Source organism: Paenibacillus sp. FSL P2-0322, assembly GCF_037975315.1.
Classification (GTDB): domain Bacteria; phylum Bacillota; class Bacilli; order Paenibacillales; family Paenibacillaceae; genus Paenibacillus; species Paenibacillus polymyxa_B.
The window spans coordinates 2,674,051-2,694,039 of record NZ_CP150243.1 but is presented as its reverse complement, the minus strand read 5'-3'; the positions used below and the strand labels follow the sequence as shown (position 1 = coordinate 2,694,039).

The window sequence follows — 19,989 nt, the reverse complement described above, 5'->3', positions numbered from 1 at the left end:
TGAACACCCATCACTTGTATTGTCAAATCAGTAAGAATAAGAAAACTCATGTTTAAATTCGTCAACCCGTTGAATGGTTTTCAGAATATTGCGACCTTCACGTGTGCCATCAATAATACGACGAGCTTGTTTACTATCCCCGATATTAATAACTTCTACTTGATGTTCTTTACCATATTCGAGCAAGCTGTCCATCAGCGGACTGTATGAACGCATACCCAAGCATACGAATCCAAGGTCAAAAGGAATCTCAAACTCCTGTTCTCCATGCTTTACTTTGAAGCGGTCGCTACACACTTCTGTCAAAGCTGTTTCCGTATGGACGTTCACTTCCTGCTCCTCTACCATTTTCATCATGGAAATGCGAGTAATCATATCCAGGTCTTTACCCAGTAGCGGCATCATCTCAATGATGGAAACCTCTTGTGCCCCACGCTCTGCGTAATATTCGACGACATCCAGTCCCACAGCTCCGCCACCAACTACAGCAATGCGTTTACCTTCAAACTCCTGGAATTTCTCCATGTTGTGCAAAAGATCAAAGATGGAGAACACTTTTGTGCCCGGTTTGCCCAGTTGTTCATGCAAACCTGCAATTGGCGGAAGAAGTGGTGTGGACCCCGTCGCATTGACAATAATATCAGGATTCAGGGCACTAATCATCGCCAAATCGGCTCGGGTCCCTGTTACAATGTTCAGATTGGTTAACTGTTTGGTGCGTTGAATCAGATAATCAGGGAAATCATTGATACGTGTTTTGTCTGGCAAGCGGGCAATATCACGAGCCAAGCCGCCCAACTCTGGTTTCTCCTCAAAGAGGGTTACTTTGCAGCCTACTTCGGCTGCCGTACATGCTGCTTCCATGCCGGCAGTGCCCCCACCAATAACAACAACCTGAACATTGTTTTTAACACGTTGTTTCCGGTATTCTGCTTCCTTGAACAGATCCGGATTTACCGTACAGCAAATCGGTTTACTTTTGGAGATACGATGATCGGCACAACCAATGTTGCAAGAGATACATTTTCTAAGCAAATGTTCGTAGCCGTTTTGCACTTTAAGCACCCAGTTCGGTTCTGCAATCAACCCTCTACCCATAGCCAGCAGATCAGCGTCACCTCTCTCCAAAATATCCTGCGCAGCCTGTGGGCTCCGAATATTACCTGAGGTCATCGTGACCTTCCCGAATTTTTCTTTTACCGCTTTAGCCATATATGAGCGCCAACCATCCGGCAGGTTCATCCCGTCAATCTGGAACTGGATCGAATCATTCAGAGCAGCAGAAACGTTCAGAATATCTACCTCATCATTAAGATACTCCAATAACTCGAGTGTATCTTCCAGTGTGTTCCCACCTTCTGTGAACTCTTCCGCGCTAAAACGTAAGCAAATAGGGAAAAATGGGCCGACCACTGAACGAATTTCATCAATGACTAATCTGGCAAAACGAGTACGGTTTTCTGCGCTTCCGCCAAATTCATCCGTGCGTTTATTATACATCGGTGAAAGAAACTGACTCAGCAAGTAGGAGTGTCCCGCATGAATTTCAACACAGTCAAATCCTGCTCGTTGCGCTCTTCCCGCTGCTTCTCCGTATTTGCGCACAATGGCGTAAATTTCTTCTTTTTGCAGAGGTCTTGGAATAGCTCCGCCCTTTTTAGAAGGAATATTCGAAGAAGATACAGGCTGAACTCCGTTCAGTCGTCCCGCATAAGCCGAAGCACCCGCATGGTTAATTTGTACAGAAACACAGGCTCCATAAGAATGCAGGGCTTCTGTTAATCTAAACAGTCCGGGAATAAACTGGTCGTTATCCATACGCAACTGGGTTGTTCCGTTTGTACCCATCGGGAAATCCAGACAAACATTTTCTACTGTTATCAAGCCGGTACCACCTTTGGCCCGTTGCACGTAATAGTCAATATGATCCTGAACAAAGCTTCCGTCCATGGCAGCAAAGTTAGTTCCCATCGGGGGCATAACAATCCGATTTTTCAAGGTCATGCGTCGTATGGTTAGAGGTTCAAAGATAGCAGGATAGTGGTTCATTGTTCTTCCTCCTTGCGAGTTTACAAATTTCATGTTCAAGCTTCCATAAAGCATTCTCATATGTGATTTTTTTCACTTTTGGGAATATCGAGATGTTATTGAGTACGATCATTCCTTATGACTTGATTTTATATCATCTAATCCATAAATTCTAATGCTATTTTATGTATCAAATCATAGTTTCAGTCTATAGATTAACTGGATTTAGACATAAAAAGGAACAATCCTATGAGAAATGTTCCTTTAGTGTGAAAAATCATGCTTATATTCCGGACCATCTACCGATCCGTTCTTTTGAAACCGTTGGGTACACGCTCCAAAATCCCTTCCCTAACATATTTGTCCAGCAGCCCACACATTGCGGCATATCCATTTTTTCTGAATAAAGGTACGTAGGCTGTGGCTTTAGGAGAGATTCCAAGTTGTGAACTGTGCGAGCGATTGGTCTATACCCTTACGCCTCATTTCTATTTCCCTTCCTCCTCTCCATCACTAGAAGTATTCCATTCAGAAACCAAAAATCCCCTGCCCGAAAAGCCGGGTGAGAGTCCAATGAAAGGAAACACCTCAGCTTGACGTCAAGGGAGACTTGTCTAGATTATACTTTTAAATCACCATCATAGGTGGCAATCATATTGTACAGTTCAGGACGACGGTCACGGAAAATGCCCCATTCAATCCGTCCTACTTCCAGCTCATCCAGGTCAAATTCAGCAGTAAGCACTTCCTCATCAGTACGACCCGCTTCTGCGATCTTGTTCCCTTGATGCCCGGCAATAAAGGATGAACCGTAGAATGTAATACTGGAGTCCTCGTCTGTTTCAGTTCCGATCCGATTGGAAGCAATGACTGGAATCAGATTGGAAGCAGCATGACCCAGCATGCAAGTCTGCCAGTGATCTTTGGAATCAATGGCAGAATCCTGCGGTTCCGAGCCAATAGCTGTCGGATAGAACAAAAGTTCTGCGCCCATAAGCGCCATACAGCGGGCCGCCTCAGGGTACCATTGATCCCAGCACACGCCTACCCCAATTTTGGCATAACGTGTATTCCATACTTTAAAACCGGTATCGCCCGGATTAAAATAAAATTTTTCCTCATACCCAGGACCGTCCGGAATATGGCTTTTGCGGTATTTACCCAACACTTCACCGTCTGCGTCAATGACAGCAAGACTGTTGTAGCGCGCGTAGTTTTTCTTTTCATAAAAACTGATGGGCAGTACAACCTGTAATTCTTTGGCGATCTTCTTAAAATGGTTAACCGCCTTGTTGTGCTCCAGCTCAGTTGCATATGAATAATAATCAGACTTTTCCTTCTGACAGAAATATGGAGTCTCGAACAACTCCTGCAGCAAAATAATTTGTGCGCCCTGCGCAGCCGCTCCACGTACTAGCTTCTCTGCTTTGCTTATATTTTCTTCGATATTGGTAGAGCAGCTCATTTGAGTCGCTGCCACTTTTACTTTTCTCACTTTAGTCCTCCTTTTAGATGTTGTATCGTTCAACGCTTTAAAGCAGGCATCTGCTGGGTCGTACAGTGTACGTTACCGCCTTCACGGATGACCGCCATACCGTCTACAGTCCGAATGGTGCGATCTGGAAATACATTTTCCAGCACTTGCTCAGCTGCAAGATCGCTCTCAGCGGCAGTGCCGCCAAACACTGGCAAAATGATACCGCCATTCACAAAGTAGAAGTTAATATAGCTCAGTGTCAATCGGCTGTCTTCATAATCCACACGCGGCGGCTGACCGATCCGAATCACTTCCAGCTTACGGCCTTGGGCATCCGTTGCTTGTTCCAGAATACGCAGATTTTCCTGCGTGATTTCGTAATTTTCATCCTCAGGATCATCACATACTTGCATAATGACCTTGCCAGGAGCTGCAAAGCAAGCAATATTGTCCACATGGCCATCTGTTTCGTCGCCACTAAGACCACGTTTTAGCCAAATTATTTTCTCTACACCTGTATACTCACATACATACCGTTCAATTTCTTCTCTGCTTAATTCCGGATTTCGGTTGGAATTGAGCAAACACTCTTCGGTTGTAATCAGTGTGCCTTCGCCATCTACGTGCAGTGAGCCGCCTTCCATCACAAGCGGTGCATCAAACCGTGGAACTCCAAGTTTGTCCAAAATTCGCGACGCAACCTGATCATCCAGGTCCCATGGAGCGTATTTACCACCCCAGGCGTTAAACTTCCAGTTTACACCTGCCAGCTGACCATGCTCGTCTGTGAGAAAAGTAGGGCCATTGTCACGCAGCCACGCATCGCTGTGTTCAATCGGCAGCAGTTCTACACGTTCCCCAAGTTCAAGCGCCTTAACGCTCTCCAGATCATCCGGATTTACGACCACAGTAACTGGTTCAAATTCCGCCATGGCGCGTACAATTCCGGCATAGCCCTTGCATACATCAGCATGCATATTCGGGTAAACCATTGAAGATTTTACAGGCCAAGAAATATACGTGCGTTCATGTGGCGCCCATTCAGGCGGCATCTTATAATGTGAATCCTTAATTTGCATGTAATGAAGCTCTCTTTCTTTTTCATAATGTAGACTCCGCTCCTATCATACAATAATATGATCTTTGTCTCAATCGAAGCGGAAAAGTTTTAATAATTTACAATCACATTTGAGTAAATTACTTTGAAAACGTGATTGCTTTCACCGTATTCCCATCAAAATCCTTCACAGTGAAATGTGCTCCCTCCAGCACACCGTAAGAGGATGGATAGTTATCTTTTGGCAGCGAGATCGAACCGGGGTTCAGTATAAAGACCCCATTTTCCACATCCGCTACCGGAATATGAGTATGTCCCTGGATGAACACATCTCCCGCTTCCAGTGGTGGTAAATTTCCGATACTAAAGCCATGTCCGTGCGTGACATAGATTCTCCGTCCTTCATGATACAGCCAAGCATAATCACCCATCATAGGAAACTCAAGTAGCATCTGATCCACCTCTGCATCGCAATTCCCGCGCACAGAAACCGCAATGTGGGACTTGTACTTATTCAGCAGAGCGGCCACTTCTGCCGGATTATACCCTTCTGGTAACGGATTACGTGGTCCGTGGTACATATAATCTCCGAGCAAGACAAGACGATCGGCTTTCTCCTCCCTGAACTTTTCCAGTGCCAATTGCAACCAGTGCAGCGAGCCGTGAATATCTGAAATAAACATCAATTTCATGATTGTTCTTTCCTTTCTGAATAGGCTAAAAAACATTCCACTTAAGTACATTATTGCATTATTCCCTGAACAAATCTGTGCAAAAATTTTCTCTCGTTTGATAATACTCTTTTAAGAAAATAAACTACAGCTCCGAGTGAGCTGTAGTTTATTATTAGTTCCTTTTGTACTTGGTCTTATCATCTTCGGTGATTTTACGGATTACCGTGCAAGGGTTTCCAGCAGCAATCACACCAGAAGGGATATCTTTGGTAACAACACTTCCTGCACCGATAATGGAGTTATCGCCTATAGTAACACCAGGCAGAACGCTGACATTACCACCGATCCACACATTATTGCCGACTGTAATTGGAAATGCAATCTCCAATCCCTCATTACGTTGTTCTACATCAAGAGCATGACCCGCAGTATAAAATCCGCAGTTAGGAGCAACAAACACATGATCACCAAAAACGATTTTTGCCCCATCAAGCAAAACTAGATTATGGTTACTATAGAAATTTTCACCGATTTCAATGTTATAGCCATAGTCACATACGAAAGGTTGTTCAATCAAGAATCTATCAGTTGTTTTCCCAAGTAAAGTTTTGATGAGTGTTTCTCGTTCTTCGATATTTCTAGGATGGAGCTGATTATATTCGTGGCAGAGAACTTTAGCGTGTAAACGTTCTTCAATTAACTCTTCATCATAATTAGCATTGTATAGGAGTCCTAGTTGTGATCTTTCTTTTTCTGTCATGTCCATCCTCGCTTTGCTTATTTAGATACAGAATTCAGATTTCTTTTAAAGCTTCATTGTAGGATTCCACATGCTCACTCTTCAGAACTGGAAAGCTACTCACATTGAAATTTCCACCAAATTACCTTCTGGATCTTTAATTACGCTTTCATAATAGCCGTCACCTGTCAATCTTGGCTGACCCACAACTTCATATCCTGCATGCATGAGCTGCTCTGTCTTTTCATTCACCCGTGCTTTACTTCCAACGGAAAATGCCACATGAGCCCAGCCCGTAATATTTATCTGTGGTGAATGATCTACTCCCGTTTTACGCATTACCTCTAACCTTGCTCCATCCTCAAAGGTGATAAAATAGGACTCAAATCCTTTTGTAGCGTTATAATATTTATCGTTAGATTTTCCATCAAAATATTGCTCGTAAAAGCTTTTCATCTTTTCTAAGTCTCTCACCCAGATCGCTACATGCTCAATCTTCATTATTTTCCTCCTTCTGCAGCCCTCATCATTAATTTATACTGGACTCAATTTTTAACATCGTTATTATTAACGTTTTAATAAGTCTCAATATATCTCAGTAATTAATTTTTGTCCAATCTATTTATCATCAATTACCAATAAATAACGCTTACGAATCATTCATGAAAGCTCTTTCGTCCTCAGCTTGTAACCCGGTTGCTAATACCCCTAAAAAATTAGCGACCGCTTCGTAAAAGAGAAGAAGCGGTCGCTATCTATAAGCCTTCATTGTAAATTTAATACTTAATCACTGGTTTATTTATAAATTAACGTTTCAAGCTTTCACCGTTCGTAGCAATAACTTCTTTGTACCAATGGAACGATTTCTTCGGATATCTTTCAAGTGTACCGCTGCCATCATCATGACGGTCTACGTAAATGTAGCCATAACGTTTTTTAAGCTGAGCGGTCGATGCGCTGACAAGGTCAATACATCCCCAAGACGTGTAGCCCAAAACCTCTACTCCGTCCTCAATAGCTTCTCCAACTTGAACCAAATGATCATTCAGGTAGTTGATCCGGTAGTCATCTTCAACCGTTTTTTCGCCTTTTTCATTCGTGATCAGTTCATCAACGGCGCCCAGGCCATTTTCAACGATGAACAGTGGTTTTTGGAAGCGATCATAGAACGTATTCAGGACATAACGCAGACCTTGCGGATCAATTTGCCAGCCCCACTCACTTGCCTCGAGATGCGGATTGCTGACACCACCAAGGATGTTACCTTTACCTTTGACTTTTTTAGCTTCGTCAGCTGTCTCACAAGTACTCATATAATAGCTGAACGAGATAAAATCAACGGTATGCTTCAAATCTTCGGCATCACCTGGTTCAAAGTGAATAGAAATTCCGTTTTCTTTAAAGAAACGTTTCATGTAACCTGGGTATTGACCTCTTGCGTGAATATCGGCAAATGCCATGTTTCTGTGATCAAATTCCATCGCAGCAATCACATCGTCCGGATTAGGTGTCAGCGGATAAGTAGGCATGCTCAGCACCATACAGCCAATTTTGAAATCAGGGTTGATCTGATGACCGATTTTTACTGCTCTTGCACTCGCTACAAGCTCATGGTGAATAGCTTGATAAAGATCTTGCTCACTAAGTTGATCTTTTGGTGTGCTAATTCCTCCACTCATGAATGGTGCTTCAAGAATGGAGTTGATTTCATTGAAAGTCAACCAGTATTTAACTTTATTTTTGTAGCGATTAAATACAGTTGTAGCATAGCGCTCATAAAAATCAACAAGCTTACGGTTTACCCAACCATCGTATTCTCTGGACAAATGTAAAGGTGTTTCATAGTGAGATAATGTAACGAGTGGCTCAATTCCATATTTGTGAAGTTCATCAAACAAATCATCATAAAATTGCAAGCCTTTTTCGTTAGGCTCCAGTTCGTCACCTTTAGGGAAAATACGTGACCATGCGATAGAAGTACGGAATACTTTGAAGCCCATTTCCGCAAAAAGTTTGATATCTTCTTTATAATGATGATAAAAATCAATACCGATCAATTTCATGTTATCTTCTGTTGGTACATCCGTAACGGGCCCCCAGCCACCACGAGGAGTTACATCCTGAATGGACCAGCCTTTTCCATCTTCTTGATAAGCGCCTTCGAGCTGATTAGCAGCAACTGCTCCGCCCCACAGGAAATCTTTTGGAAACTGTGTACTCATATTTTCTCCGCCTTTGCTGATGTTTTTCATTAACTAGGATAGAAATACGTTACCTCTATGCTAATGTGTTATAAAGTACTTCTAATTGAATCTTAAGGTTTGTAACGCGTTTCATGTCAAGTATTATTTTAAAAACTTCCAGAGCTTATAATTGTATTATCTCCAATAATTACTCCCATATTTATAACTCTTCTATTATTGAGTAAAATGGCTATTCTTCAAATGGCGGATCTACATGAATATCTCTATCTGGTTCAGTGCTTACCCAGCGAGTAAAGATAACCTGAAAGCCGGCTCGAGTCGGCGCGCAGGCAAAAGGACCCGCCTGTTGTCCCGTTTCATAAGGAAAACGTGCTACACGTACGGTGCGCCAGCTTTGATTTTCGGTTCGAGCTCTAATGATAACTGCATCCTGTAGCTGTGAAGCACGAATCGTCACATTTTTCCCTACCCAATCAGGTACAGGAGCTAATGACCAATCGGAATAGCCATCCGTGACTACGACTGCCAGTTGAGGAATTCCATCATTTAATTCGATTCCGGCTTTAATCCACTTTTGCTGTCCTTGATACAGCATTATACCTGCCTGATCGTAGAGCTCCGTAAATGAGCCTAATTGAAACGTGACTTCGATGGCAGAGCCTTCTTCCCAGTCTGTAAGCAGGGAATGTCCGCTACTGCGTTCAAATCCATACAAAGTTTTTTCCCAGTAGTCGCTTCCTTCTCTGGTTTCAACTTTAAGGAACTGATCTTCTTCTATGGATGATACAGGGTGATTAGTCCATGTCCCTGTAGTCCATGCAATCGATTTTTGAGTCATTAATCTCATCCTCTCATTCTTTATTGAACGATGCCCTATTTCCTTTTCTCCACCAATTGCAAATTGTACGTCAGACTTTCAAGGGTCACCGAAATCAACCCACGCATGTATTCATCATGTGTATCGTTTTTCACAAAAATCTCGGGCATATGTTCTTTGGGTACATCTTTTAGACAGCCGTTATAAATATCGTCCAACAGAGTCGGCTTGGATAACTCTCCAGTCAAAGCGATAGATACAGGATCTATAATCGCAATAATGGAAGTTATCGTTTTGATCGCCAAAGGAACAAATCCCTCTGTGCTATTTAACTGTTTAAGCTGTTCCTCTCTTGTTAAATCAAAGGGTAAGAAGGAAACCTCCCCAGCAAATTTGGTATTTCCTTTTAACAAATGTCCATCGACAATAAAACCCGCGCCAGGGAAATTGTCTTTGGGAAACGTAACAATAGCAAAGGTTTTATCCTCATCATAATTCTGCATGTTATAAAATCCGTAGACTGTCAAATGCATATCATTTTCAATGGTAACTTCTAATCCGTATTTATCTTGAAGCCGTGGACCTACAGGGACTCCTATGAGCAGGTCGAGATCACAAACATCGATAATCCCTTGATGAACAACCCCGGGGATGCCAATCCCAATGGCTTTGACGTTTCCATAGTTATTAATCAGCTCTCCAATTTGGGTTTCTATGACCTCATAATCAATATGAGGCACATTGGAAGTATTCTCGATGATGATATCACCAAGCAAATTGGCAACAGCATAAGTAAGAGAATGTATACCGCCTTCCGTTTTCACATTTAAACAGATAATATAAGAATAGTCAGCGTTATATTTGTAACGTCTAGCCGGACGTCCGCCATTCGACTCTTCCAATTCCGTCTCTAATACTTCCCCGGTTTGAAGAAGCTCATTCAGAATATTTCCGCAAGTTGCCACACTAAGACCTGTGATACTGGCTATGGATGACTTGGTTGCATATTCCTTGGATTTCAGTGTGTTTTTAACTAACTCTACATTAATTTGTTTAACCCGAATGGTATTATTGGAGACTGGTTGTATTTGAATACACTCCTTTTCCAGTATTTATTAAAAGGTTTATAATAAGTTGTAATATAACGCTCTGCCTGCAAAAAGTCAATTTGTACACATTTTCCTCTTCTCTTCGATCATCATGCTATACTAGAAATAAGAATCAAATTTTTAGTGCGGCATCTTTGCGATGAAACTAAGTGAAATTGGGGGGATTCTGTTGTCAGCTATTGAGTATATAGCAATAATCGCGTTGCTCCTCTCCGTCATACTTTTAATTAAGGTCTACAGCCTTCAATCTCGGCTTAATGACTTGAAATCCGACGTGGAGCGTCTTGAAAATCGTTCAGGAATACAAGGCGCATCGCTGTCAGGTACCATCGCTGCCACTCCTCCACATATTCTAGATGCAGGAGCTTCAGAAGATATCAATGAAAGGTTGCTCCTGCTAATTAGGGAAGGTAAAAAGATTCAAGCCATAAAAGAGCTGAGAACCGCTAAGGATCTTTCCCTTAAGGATGCAAAGGATTATGTGGATCACTTGGAAAAACTCTAAAGAAAGGAAGAAATAAGATGAGTGCCAGCAAAACAAACGCCATGCGCATATTGGACGGGCAACATATACAATACAATATTTTGAGTTATGATCATCAAGACGGAAAAATAGACGGGATGAATGTGGCTGAGAAAATCGAGAGAGCCCCGGAAATGGTTTTCAAAACTTTGGTTGCACATGGCAAACAAAATCTGTTTGTTTTTGTGATTCCTGTACATAAAGAGCTTGATCTCAAAAAAGCAGCCAAATCCGCGGGAGAGAAAAAAATTGAAATGCTTCCAGTTAAGGATTTGCAAAAGTATACGGGATATATTCGCGGTGGCTGCTCCCCCATAGGAATGAAAAAGCTCTACCCCACTTTTATCGACCAGCCTGCATTGGAACTGGAAGCCATCGTTGTGAGCGGTGGGAAAATTGGGACCCAACTGGAGTTGAGTCCACACGATTTAGCTCTAATCATTCAGGCACAGTTTACAGATCTGACGCATACAGCATAAAACTCACCACATGATCATAAAATCTTTATGCGTATTTTCTCTTATCCCATACTTCATCAAGCTTCAACCTGGAGAGGAAGATCTAATGATGCATAATGATTGCCCGAAAAATGCAAGAATCCCCCAACCCATCAGAAGTGATGGTGCTGGGGGTATCGACAAGGGTCCACGTGATGTGATGAGGGATCTACAGAATCCTGATATGCTGGTTCCCCCCGTAACGGACAATGGTCTCATTCCAAATATGAGATTTTCTTTTTCTGATGCTCATATGCAGCTTAATCATGGTGGGTGGTCAAGAGAAGTAACAGTAAGGGAATTACCTATTGCTACAACCCTTGCCGGAGTGAATATGAGTTTAACACCGGGTGGTGTACGTGAGCTTCACTGGCATCAGCAGGCGGAATGGTCATATATGCTGTTGGGAAGTGCTCGCATTACGGCAGTTGACCAAAATGGACGTAATTTTATTGCTGATGTGGGTCCCGGGGATCTCTGGTATTTTCCTCCTGGCATTCCGCACTCTATACAGGGGCTTGAGGATGGGTGCGAATTTTTGCTGGTTTTTGATGATGGCAGTTTCTCCGATCTGAACACCCTATCCATCTCGGATTGGTTCGCACATACTCCCAAAGACGTACTTTCTGCAAATTTTGGTGTACCAGAAGCTGATTTTGCAGCGATTCCTCAAGATCAAGTATACATCTATCAGGATTCCGTTCCCGGTTCAATCCAAAGCCAAGCTGTTCCCTCTCCTTACGGGACATTGCCCCAATCCTTCAAGCATGAATTACTAGCCCAGCCCCCAATCAAAACGCCGGGCGGAAGCGTACGAATCGTTGACTCCTCCAATTTTCCGATTTCCAAAACCATTGCAGCCGCCCTTGTTGAGATTGAGCCCGGAGCCATGCGAGAAATGCACTGGCACCCCAATAATGACGAATGGCAATACTATCTTACAGGGCAAGGACGGATGACTGTCTTTGGTGGTAATGGCGCGGCCCGCACATTTGATTTTAGAGCCGGAGATGTCGGATATGTGCCTTTTGCTTATGGTCATTATATTCAAAATACTGGCTCTAGCTCACTATGGTTTCTTGAAATGTTTAAGAGTGACCGTTTTGCGGATGTTTCACTAAATCAATGGATGGCTCTTACCCCCACAGAACTGATTCAGAGTAATTTACATGTAGGTACTGATGTGATCTCTAATTTACGAAAGGTAAAATGGCCCGTCGTCAAATATCCTGGTTATTCTTATGACCCTAAAAAGAAATAACCGGGAACGGTATCACGCTCGCCACTAGATCAGTGAACCTTCTTTTTGAATATGACGGGTTGATTCAATTGCCCCCTTCATTATTACTTCCATTTTCACGTATCCTTCTATCCAATCCCGCCAACATATCTGCATACTCTTCAGGCATTCCAGCGTGAACCATTCCCACTTCCAACTCTTCATCAGACAACGAGATATGCTGAATCGGTTGGCCTGTTACTTTCCCGATAATCTCAGCCACTCCGCCAAAGATTAGCGACTGAGGTCCGGTGATGACTATACAAAAAAAACACCGTATCGGAATACGGTGTTTTTATAAACTAATTAACAAAGACTATTCCTCAGAGTCTACATTGTGGTAAACCTGCTGAACATCCTCCAAATCTTCTAATGCATCAATCAATTTATCGAATTGAACCTGTGCATCTTCTGGAAGAGAAATATCATTTTGGGCAAGCATGGTGAGCTCCGCAACGGTAAACTCAGTCACTCCTGCTTGTTTGAAAGCTTCCTGCACAGCATGGAATTGATCAGGTTCTGCATATACGATGACGGCTTCATCTTCTTCAATGATGTCACGTACCTCTACATCTGCCTCCATCAGCAGCTCCAGCACTTCATCTGCGGTTTTACCCACCAGACCAATAACTGCTGTTGAATCAAACATGTAGGCTACAGATCCACTCACGCCTAAGCTACCGCCATTTTTAGTAAAAGCAGAACGCACATCTGATGCTGTACGGTTAACGTTATTGGTCAGTGCATCTACAATGACCATGGAACCGTTCGGTCCAAAACCTTCATAACGAAGCTCTACGTAGTTTTCATCGCCAGCACCTTTTGCTTTTTCAATAGCACGGTCAATGATTGCTTTGGGTACATTGTACGTTTTTGCACGTTCTAAAACGACTCTTAATACCCGATTGGATTCAGGATCAGGTTCGCCCTGTTTGGCTGCCACATAAATTTCCACGCCAAATTTAGCATATATACGACTCGTATTAGCATCCTTGGATGCCTTCTTTTCTTTAATGTTATTCCACTTACGTCCCATAATATCCCGCTCTCTTCCTGTATGAATATACACAACGAACTTCATTATATCCTTGTATATTATATCTCCTAAAGGACATACGAACAAGTTCAAACAACTCCGTTATGGAAAAATAAACAATTCTACCTAATTAGGGATGCTTGGAAATGTGAACTTTCAATTCTCCTCATCTATGGACAATCCCCCTATCAATCTCTAAGATGAGGAGGAAGTCTGACTTGAAGGAGATCATTCACTTGGATGTCTTGTACAAAAAGTTGAGCCATAATCATGAAATCACAGTATACGAAACCACTGAGCTGTATGGTGAAAAGGGATTATTTCGAGTAATGCAGTTTTCAAATACAGCCGTCCAAGGCGCGGTGGACTTGAATCATCCGCAACGCATTGTGTTCGAATATCCGAGAGCAATCATCCATCTCATGGAGCTAAACGATCCGTCATTTGAAGATGTATTTGTTATTGGGCACGGTATAGGTACAATAGCGGGTCATTTTACAGATAAACGCTTTAAGATTGCCGAGCTGGATGCACAAGTCGTAGAGTTCAGCCGAACATTCTTTGGATACGATCAGGATAATGTGACTGTTGGCGATGGACGACGCATTCTGGAGAAGGAAGCGCCGGATGCTTATGACTATATTATTTTGGACGCCTTCACGGAGCAGGGTACACCCTTGCATTTAATATCCTGGGAATTTTTCAAGATGACCAAAGAAAAGCTGGATTCCGAAGGCTCCCTGATCATGAATTTAATGGGCAAAAGTGAACACGACCACCTGATCAATGCCATTCACACAACGTTGCGTGAAGAATTCGCCTATGTCACAACTTTCTCGCTCCCCTCGGAAGGCGCTGCCGACATTCAAAATATCATTATGATTGGTCGGGACAAGCCCATCCGGTTTCAGGCACGTCAGATGGCGGACTTTCATGAGATTACACTTGGAGAAGGTCATATTCTACGGGATACAGATGCTTAGTGTAGTTCCAATATTCGTCTCTCTACATCTTCGATATGAATCGTCTCTTTGTTGCAGCTTTTTCGTTCCACTAACTCTACTTTCCCGTGTTCGGCATCTTTACCAACGACGATGCGCACGGGAATACCTACTAAATCGGAGTCTTTGAATTTAACCCCGGGCCGTTCCTCCCGATCATCCAGCAGCACCTCCACGCCACGATCCTGCAGCTGGTTGTATAATTTCTCGGCTATTTGCATCTGAAGCCTGTCTTTCACAGAAATCGGAATAATATGAACTTGAAATGGGGCCAGCGCATAAGGCCATATCATTCCGTTCTGATCGTGATTTTGCTCTACAATGGCGGAAAGGATCCGGGATACGCCAATGCCATAGCAGCCCATAATCATCGCTTGCTCAGTTCCGAAAGCATCCAGAAAAGTCGCACCCAGCTTCTCACTATATTTGGTGCCTAGTTTAAATACGTGTCCGATCTCAATCCCACGATGAAGTTTCAATTCCCCTTCGTCACATCGAGGACATCTATCCCCTTCTATGGCATTCCGCAAGTCAGCCACATGCCGAAGATCTATATCGCGCACTGGATTCACATGTCGATAATGATAATCCAGCTCGTTGGCGCCTGCGATACCGCTGGACATTTGGACAACGGCGTAATCTACCCACATAGGGATCGTCAATCCGCATGGGCCTATGAACCCCGAGGGGGTTCCAGTCGCCTTTGACACAGTGTCTGCACTTGCTATTTCGAATTTTTCACTACCTAAAATATGTTTAACTTTCACTTCGTTGACCTCATGATCACCCCTGACAACTACAGCAACAGGTTGATCGTCAGCCATATAAATCAGTGTTTTGATGATTTCTTCAGGTTCTATGTGAAGCGATTCAACCAGTTGATCTATTGTACGCAGACCTGGAGTATGGAATTTTTCCATTTTAGCTGTATCGAAAGAAGGATGGCTGACATGTTCATTTTCATCTGAGACTGGGGCTATTTCTATTTCCCCCGTCGACCGCGCCACGGCTTTTTCAAGATTAGCTGCATATTCACAGCAGGTACATGCTACAATTGTGTCCTCTCCAATATCAGCTAAAGCCATAAATTCATGGGTTTCACCTTCGCCACCAATGGCACCCGCATCTGCTTCTACAGCACGAAAATTCAGACCACAGCGGGTGAAAATGCGATGATATGCCTGAAACATGGTCCAATAGGTATGATCTAGTCCTTCCCAATGTGCATCAAACGAATAGGCATCCTTCATTAAGAATTCTCTGCTGCGAAGCAGGCCAAATCGAGGACGTCGTTCATCCCGAAATTTGGTTTGAATTTGATACAGGGTTACAGGCAATTTGCGATAAGAATTCACTTCATTTCGTATTAAAGACGTAATGACCTCTTCATGTGTAGGCCCCAAAGCAAACTCCCGATCATGCCGATCTTGCAAACGCATCAGCTCAGGACCGTAAACATCGTATCTCCCTGATTCTTGCCACAGCTCCGTTGGCTGCAATACAGGCATCAGCAGTTCCCCAGCCCCTACGCGATCCATTTCATCCCGTACGACTTGCTCTACTTTTCTGAGCACCCGTCTGCCCAGTGGCATGTAGGTGTACATTCCAGCCGCCAGTTGGCGGATAAATCCTCCCCGCAGCATAAGCTGATGACTGATCACTTCGGCCTCTGCGGGTGCTTCACGCAAGGTTGTCAGTAATAATTGGCTTTGGCGCATGTGTAGCTACCTCCTTGTATGGACGATAAAATGTACGCAAAAAGACACATCCGTCAGGGACGAATGTGTCGTGGTACCACCCTTAATTTGACCGTAACCATACACGGAACGGTCCTTCATCAGATAACGGCGTCTAGCCGGTAACGGTTTATCTTACAAACCGCTACAGCTCGCAAGGCAGGGAAACGTTCATTCGCGGCGAGAAACCTTTCAGCCCATGAGTTTCTTCTCTGTACAGCGGGTATTGAACCTTTGATCCTTGGTCTACACTATTCCTATATATTACAATTTTCACCACTTTACACGAAACGTAAGTTCTAGTCAAGGAGATAATCGTCTATCTGGAGCTGTCCAGGGACATGAACGATATTTAGATTTCAAGATAATCAAATTCCGTTGGTTACCATATTGCATAATGAGCGGCCAGATTTTAGGACGAATACGCCTGCGAAAACCCAGAACAAAACGGACAAAGCGAGGCGAAATATCCCAAATACGAACTGCTTCCTCCTTCACTCCTTTAGGTAGCTCCTTGGAAAACAGAAAACGGTTGAGCGAACGTGTGATAACGCCTGTTATTGCTTCAAGCGTACTAACATCCATTACAATGATCGTATCGGCGCGCTGGAGTCGCTCGGTAAAATAACGCTCATGATAATTCCCTTCGATGATCCACTCTTCCCTTTGGAGCACTTCACCCAGCTGTTTGAGAAATTGTTTGTCAGTGCTCCGCTTCCACTCCGGGCCCCAATACAAATCATCCAAAGAGATATACGGCAATTGAGTCCACATGGAAAGACGTTTGGCCAAAAAAGTCTTACCGCTTCCCGGCGAGCCGATCACGATAATACGTTTAGCGTGCTGCACAGCACGAAACTCGTTATCCTGTCCTGCATGTAAGGGCCGCATGGAATAGATCAATCGATAGAGTAAACCTACTACCAAAGAACCTCCCTTTAAAAGCAAATAAAGGAGGCACAGTGGCAGAAAAACAATTACGTATTTCACACTGTCCATCAGACAACATGCTCCTTTTACAAATTCAATAATTGAGGCCATTACGTACGTGAAGCTCCAAATACGCGTTGTTGTAGGGTAGAGTTCTCTTGATTACTTATGTATCTTTCTTTTTAAAATACACGCCCTTGAAAAACACAAAATTTTGCGAATGTGTGCCATACAGCTCCTGAAACCTAGAATGGAGTTTATTCATAGAAAGGGTCTCTGAAACCGTCCGATCCGTTTGCAGGGTCAAGTCGACACAGCTAATTCCAAATTGGCACACTTGCTCCATAGGATAACCTTGGGTAATACCATAAATCATCCCGGCAATAAAAGCATCATCTGCGCCTGTGACATCAATGACCTCTTGAACAGGATGCATAGGAATTTGTCCATGAGTTCCATCCTGAGAGGCGTACAAAACACGATCAGCACCGCAGATAAAAATGACATTTTGAACCCCAAGTTTGTGAAAAATCCGGGTGGCATCCAACATATGCTGATCATCTGTAAGTTCTAGCCCCAAATAGGCTTCAGCCTCCACCGGTTTACATACCAGCCATTCCACCCCATGCAAATTTCGGGGAAGCTTTCTCATCTTGGAGGCTGATACCGAAGAAACGACAATCGGAACCCGATGCTCATGGCAGACATGTATGGTGGCCGCAATTACGTTCATAGAGAAATTAGTGTCCAGCAGAACCAGTCGGGACGAGGCGATTAAAGGAGCATTTTCAAAAATTACTGAAGGACGAATCTGATCATAAATCTCCATTTCTGCTGTCGCTACAATCAGTTCACCACGCTCGTTCAGCAAGGCAGTATAAACTCCAGTTGACGGTTCACCTTTGACTTGCAGAGGAACCACGTGCATGTAACGGCTGGACTGCTCGATAATAAATTCACCTTCCGCATCGTCTCCAACCGCAGTTAGCAGGCTGACCCGCTGGCTCAACCTCCCTAAATTTTCAGCTACATTTCGTGCTACCCCACCGCAAGATTGCAGCCTTGTACTGCTCGGATTGGAGGTATGAAGCTGAAATGTACCTTTAATCATGATTTTACGATCCAGATTGGCCCCCCCGATACATAATATTGGTTTGCTAGAGGGCCAAGGCTCGTCCTGTTCATTTTTGTGGATTTTTTTTAATTTCATCATTTGACTCCTTTCTCGAGTCTATTCGTTAGAATGATTTAAATTTGTACAGAAATAGGCACTATATAAAATTAACACGTTCCAAATGTCATATTCCCAAGAATAATGTCGAGTTCGTTAAAATATCCTAAAGTTACACATGCAAAAAAACACCCTATCGTAAAGATGCCTTCCACTTTTACGATAAGGTGCTTGGGTTGGAACTGCGCATAGTTCTTCCTTACATTATTTCAAAATGAATAGAGCTGCTCCGTGAGGAGGTAAATCTGCGGACAGTTCTTGTGCTAAAACACCTAAATCTACATGGTTCCATAAATCTCTGGCATTTGGATGCGCTTCAATGCCAAGGTCTTTTAAGGATACACGCACCTTTGAAGCTTCATCTCCAGCATTAAACAAAGCTACATATACATGACCTTCCTCGTTATGTGAAGTCCAAACGATATGTTCATCCTTTCTATACACCTGCCGCGCATTCAAACCGTTGTGATGAGCATTTAACACTTCTTCATTAGTTAGCAAGGAAAGGGTCCATGCATCATTATCCCGCAGTTCCCCCCCGAACATCAGTGGAGATCGGAAAATGCTCCACAAGGTCATCATCGTTAGCTGCTCATCCTTCGTAAAGCGTGTCCATCGGTCATGGCTGCCGGAATCTACCGAATCTACCGAACGAATACCCAGATGACCCAGTGGTAGCATGTCGCAATCCGGCCAGTGACCTGGACCTACATGTTCCGCCCATTTTTCGCAGCGCTCAAACATACCATACAGTAAAGGCCATACATCCCAGAAGTCATCCGTCATACGCCACATATTCGCGTTTGCGATTAAATCGGATGCATGCTCCAGCGGTGCCGGACCAGGCGATAGACTCAACACCATCGGACGTCCGCATTGGGCGATAGCTCGCCTAATCAATTCAATTTCCGCCAAATGAATACCATAGAGACGTGATGCAGCAATGTCATCTACTTTGACAAAATCCACACCCCATTCCGCATACAGGTCAAACAATGAATTATAGTACTCCTGTGCGCCCTCCTTGGATGCATCTACCCCATACATATCTGTGTTCCAAGGACAAATAGAGTTGGGATGCGCAATTTGTCTCGCCGTGGCTGTGGTTCCCAAAATCGGGGTATCCTGGTGCACCGCCTGACGGGAGATGCCTCTCATAATATGTATACCAAATTTCAATCCCAGTCCGTGTACATATTCCGCAAGAGCTTGGAAGCCTCGTCCATCTGCTGCCGAAGGAAAACGATTCACCGCTGGAATAAGACGTGAAAATGAATCCATTTCCAATGGGACAAACGGGCGATACTGTGAAGATACTGCTCCTGACTCATACCACTGAATATCTACAACGACATATTCCCAACCATATTCCTTCAGGTGCTCCGCCATATATTGAGCATTTCCCCGTACTTCCTCTTCCCGTACTGCTGCACCGTAGCAATCCCAGCTATTCCACCCCATAGGTGGTGTATGCGCTGTCAAATGATGTTTCATTTCATTCATCCTTTCATCTAGTATAACTCATCCTGCTACTAAAAATCCCCTCAGTACTACGTTACTATTATAATGTAAACCCTTACTTTTGTCGCTCGTCATCTTTTCCATTTCCACTTTTTATACATTTAAGTTGACTAACTTAAAGAATGTGGTA

At 43.5% G+C, this 19,989-nt stretch carries 19 protein-coding genes; 4 read left to right on the top strand and 15 right to left on the bottom strand.

Going from position 1 to position 19,989, the window contains the following annotated elements; translation table 11 throughout:
• Positions 1 to 27: 27 nt before the first annotated feature.
• From MKY24_RS11875 to MKY24_RS11835, 9 genes are all read right to left on the bottom strand, one after another.
• Positions 28 to 2,049 carry an NAD(P)/FAD-dependent oxidoreductase gene (locus MKY24_RS11875; protein WP_339202044.1) on the bottom strand — a complete coding sequence of 674 codons (2,022 nt, stop codon included), beginning with the start codon at positions 2,047 to 2,049 and terminating at the stop codon, positions 28 to 30.
• Between the two features lie 598 nt (positions 2,050 to 2,647).
• Complete coding sequence (aguB, locus tag MKY24_RS11870; protein WP_264453817.1) at positions 2,648 to 3,523, bottom strand: N-carbamoylputrescine amidase; 876 nt, start codon at positions 3,521 to 3,523, stop codon at positions 2,648 to 2,650.
• A 29-nt stretch (positions 3,524 to 3,552) separates the two neighbouring features.
• On the bottom strand, positions 3,553 to 4,584 hold the full coding sequence (locus MKY24_RS11865) for an agmatine deiminase family protein (protein ID WP_339202041.1): 1,032 nt from the start codon (positions 4,582 to 4,584) through the stop codon (positions 3,553 to 3,555).
• A 118-nt stretch (positions 4,585 to 4,702) separates the two neighbouring features.
• Positions 4,703 to 5,254: a phosphodiesterase gene (yfcE, locus tag MKY24_RS11860; protein WP_023988488.1), complete on the bottom strand. Its 552-nt coding sequence runs from the start codon at positions 5,252 to 5,254 to the stop codon at positions 4,703 to 4,705.
• A gap of 154 nt (positions 5,255 to 5,408) precedes the next feature.
• The gene (locus tag MKY24_RS11855; protein WP_023988487.1) at positions 5,409 to 5,996 is read right to left on the bottom strand and encodes a sugar O-acetyltransferase; all 588 of its coding nucleotides are present in this window, start codon (positions 5,994 to 5,996) and stop codon (positions 5,409 to 5,411) included.
• A gap of 99 nt (positions 5,997 to 6,095) precedes the next feature.
• Positions 6,096 to 6,476, bottom strand: a complete 381-nt coding sequence (locus MKY24_RS11850; protein WP_023988486.1) for a VOC family protein — start codon at positions 6,474 to 6,476, stop codon at positions 6,096 to 6,098.
• A 305-nt stretch (positions 6,477 to 6,781) separates the two neighbouring features.
• Positions 6,782 to 8,197: a glycoside hydrolase family 1 protein gene (locus MKY24_RS11845; RefSeq protein WP_023988485.1), complete on the bottom strand. Its 1,416-nt coding sequence runs from the start codon at positions 8,195 to 8,197 to the stop codon at positions 6,782 to 6,784.
• A gap of 211 nt (positions 8,198 to 8,408) precedes the next feature.
• Positions 8,409 to 9,017 carry a DUF1349 domain-containing protein gene (locus MKY24_RS11840; protein ID WP_013310225.1) on the bottom strand — a complete coding sequence of 203 codons (609 nt, stop codon included), beginning with the start codon at positions 9,015 to 9,017 and terminating at the stop codon, positions 8,409 to 8,411.
• Between the two features lie 35 nt (positions 9,018 to 9,052).
• The gene (locus MKY24_RS11835) at positions 9,053 to 9,961 is read right to left on the bottom strand and encodes an ROK family protein (protein ID WP_025721092.1); all 909 of its coding nucleotides are present in this window, start codon (positions 9,959 to 9,961) and stop codon (positions 9,053 to 9,055) included.
• Between the two features lie 313 nt (positions 9,962 to 10,274).
• On the opposite strand from MKY24_RS11835, the gene MKY24_RS11830 reads away from it, so the two are divergent.
• The 3 genes from MKY24_RS11830 (at position 10,275) to MKY24_RS11820 (ending at position 12,386) form a co-directional block, all read left to right on the top strand.
• Positions 10,275 to 10,610, top strand: coding sequence for a ribosomal protein L7/L12 (locus MKY24_RS11830; protein WP_023988483.1), 336 nt, complete (start codon positions 10,275 to 10,277; stop codon positions 10,608 to 10,610).
• Positions 10,611 to 10,627: 17 nt separating this feature from the next.
• Positions 10,628 to 11,107: a Cys-tRNA(Pro) deacylase gene (gene ybaK / locus MKY24_RS11825; protein ID WP_023988482.1), complete on the top strand. Its 480-nt coding sequence runs from the start codon at positions 10,628 to 10,630 to the stop codon at positions 11,105 to 11,107.
• Between the two features lie 88 nt (positions 11,108 to 11,195).
• Positions 11,196 to 12,386 (top strand): oxalate decarboxylase family bicupin, encoded by a 1,191-nt coding sequence (locus MKY24_RS11820; protein ID WP_023988481.1) that lies wholly within the window; start codon positions 11,196 to 11,198, stop codon positions 12,384 to 12,386.
• Between the two features lie 64 nt (positions 12,387 to 12,450).
• Here MKY24_RS11820 and MKY24_RS11815 read toward each other — a convergent pair whose 3' ends face one another.
• Both MKY24_RS11815 and MKY24_RS11810 read right to left on the bottom strand, forming a co-directional pair.
• Positions 12,451 to 12,627 (bottom strand): hypothetical protein, encoded by a 177-nt coding sequence (locus tag MKY24_RS11815; protein WP_226887860.1) that lies wholly within the window; start codon positions 12,625 to 12,627, stop codon positions 12,451 to 12,453.
• A gap of 93 nt (positions 12,628 to 12,720) precedes the next feature.
• The gene (locus MKY24_RS11810; RefSeq protein ID WP_013310214.1) at positions 12,721 to 13,440 is read right to left on the bottom strand and encodes a YebC/PmpR family DNA-binding transcriptional regulator; all 720 of its coding nucleotides are present in this window, start codon (positions 13,438 to 13,440) and stop codon (positions 12,721 to 12,723) included.
• Positions 13,441 to 13,658: 218 nt separating this feature from the next.
• Between MKY24_RS11810 and MKY24_RS11805 the strand changes: the two genes are divergently transcribed.
• Positions 13,659 to 14,423: a fused MFS/spermidine synthase gene (locus tag MKY24_RS11805; protein ID WP_028541373.1), complete on the top strand. Its 765-nt coding sequence runs from the start codon at positions 13,659 to 13,661 to the stop codon at positions 14,421 to 14,423.
• Here MKY24_RS11805 and MKY24_RS11800 read toward each other — a convergent pair.
• The 4 genes from MKY24_RS11800 to MKY24_RS11785 form a co-directional block, all read right to left on the bottom strand.
• On the bottom strand, positions 14,420 to 16,159 hold the full coding sequence (locus tag MKY24_RS11800; RefSeq protein ID WP_339202036.1) for a proline--tRNA ligase: 1,740 nt from the start codon (positions 16,157 to 16,159) through the stop codon (positions 14,420 to 14,422). The two genes, MKY24_RS11805 and MKY24_RS11800, sit on opposite strands and share 4 nt — an antisense overlap.
• A 321-nt stretch (positions 16,160 to 16,480) precedes the next feature.
• On the bottom strand, positions 16,481 to 17,176 hold the full coding sequence (locus tag MKY24_RS11795) for an adenylate kinase (protein ID WP_028541375.1): 696 nt from the start codon (positions 17,174 to 17,176) through the stop codon (positions 16,481 to 16,483).
• Positions 17,177 to 17,273: 97 nt separating this feature from the next.
• Positions 17,274 to 18,317 carry a carbohydrate kinase family protein gene (locus tag MKY24_RS11790; RefSeq protein WP_023988477.1) on the bottom strand — a complete coding sequence of 348 codons (1,044 nt, stop codon included), beginning with the start codon at positions 18,315 to 18,317 and terminating at the stop codon, positions 17,274 to 17,276.
• Between the two features lie 225 nt (positions 18,318 to 18,542).
• Entirely contained in the window at positions 18,543 to 19,832 is a 1,290-nt protein-coding gene (locus MKY24_RS11785) for a glycoside hydrolase family 27 protein (RefSeq protein WP_023988476.1), read from the bottom strand.
• Positions 19,833 to 19,989 lie beyond the last annotated feature (157 nt).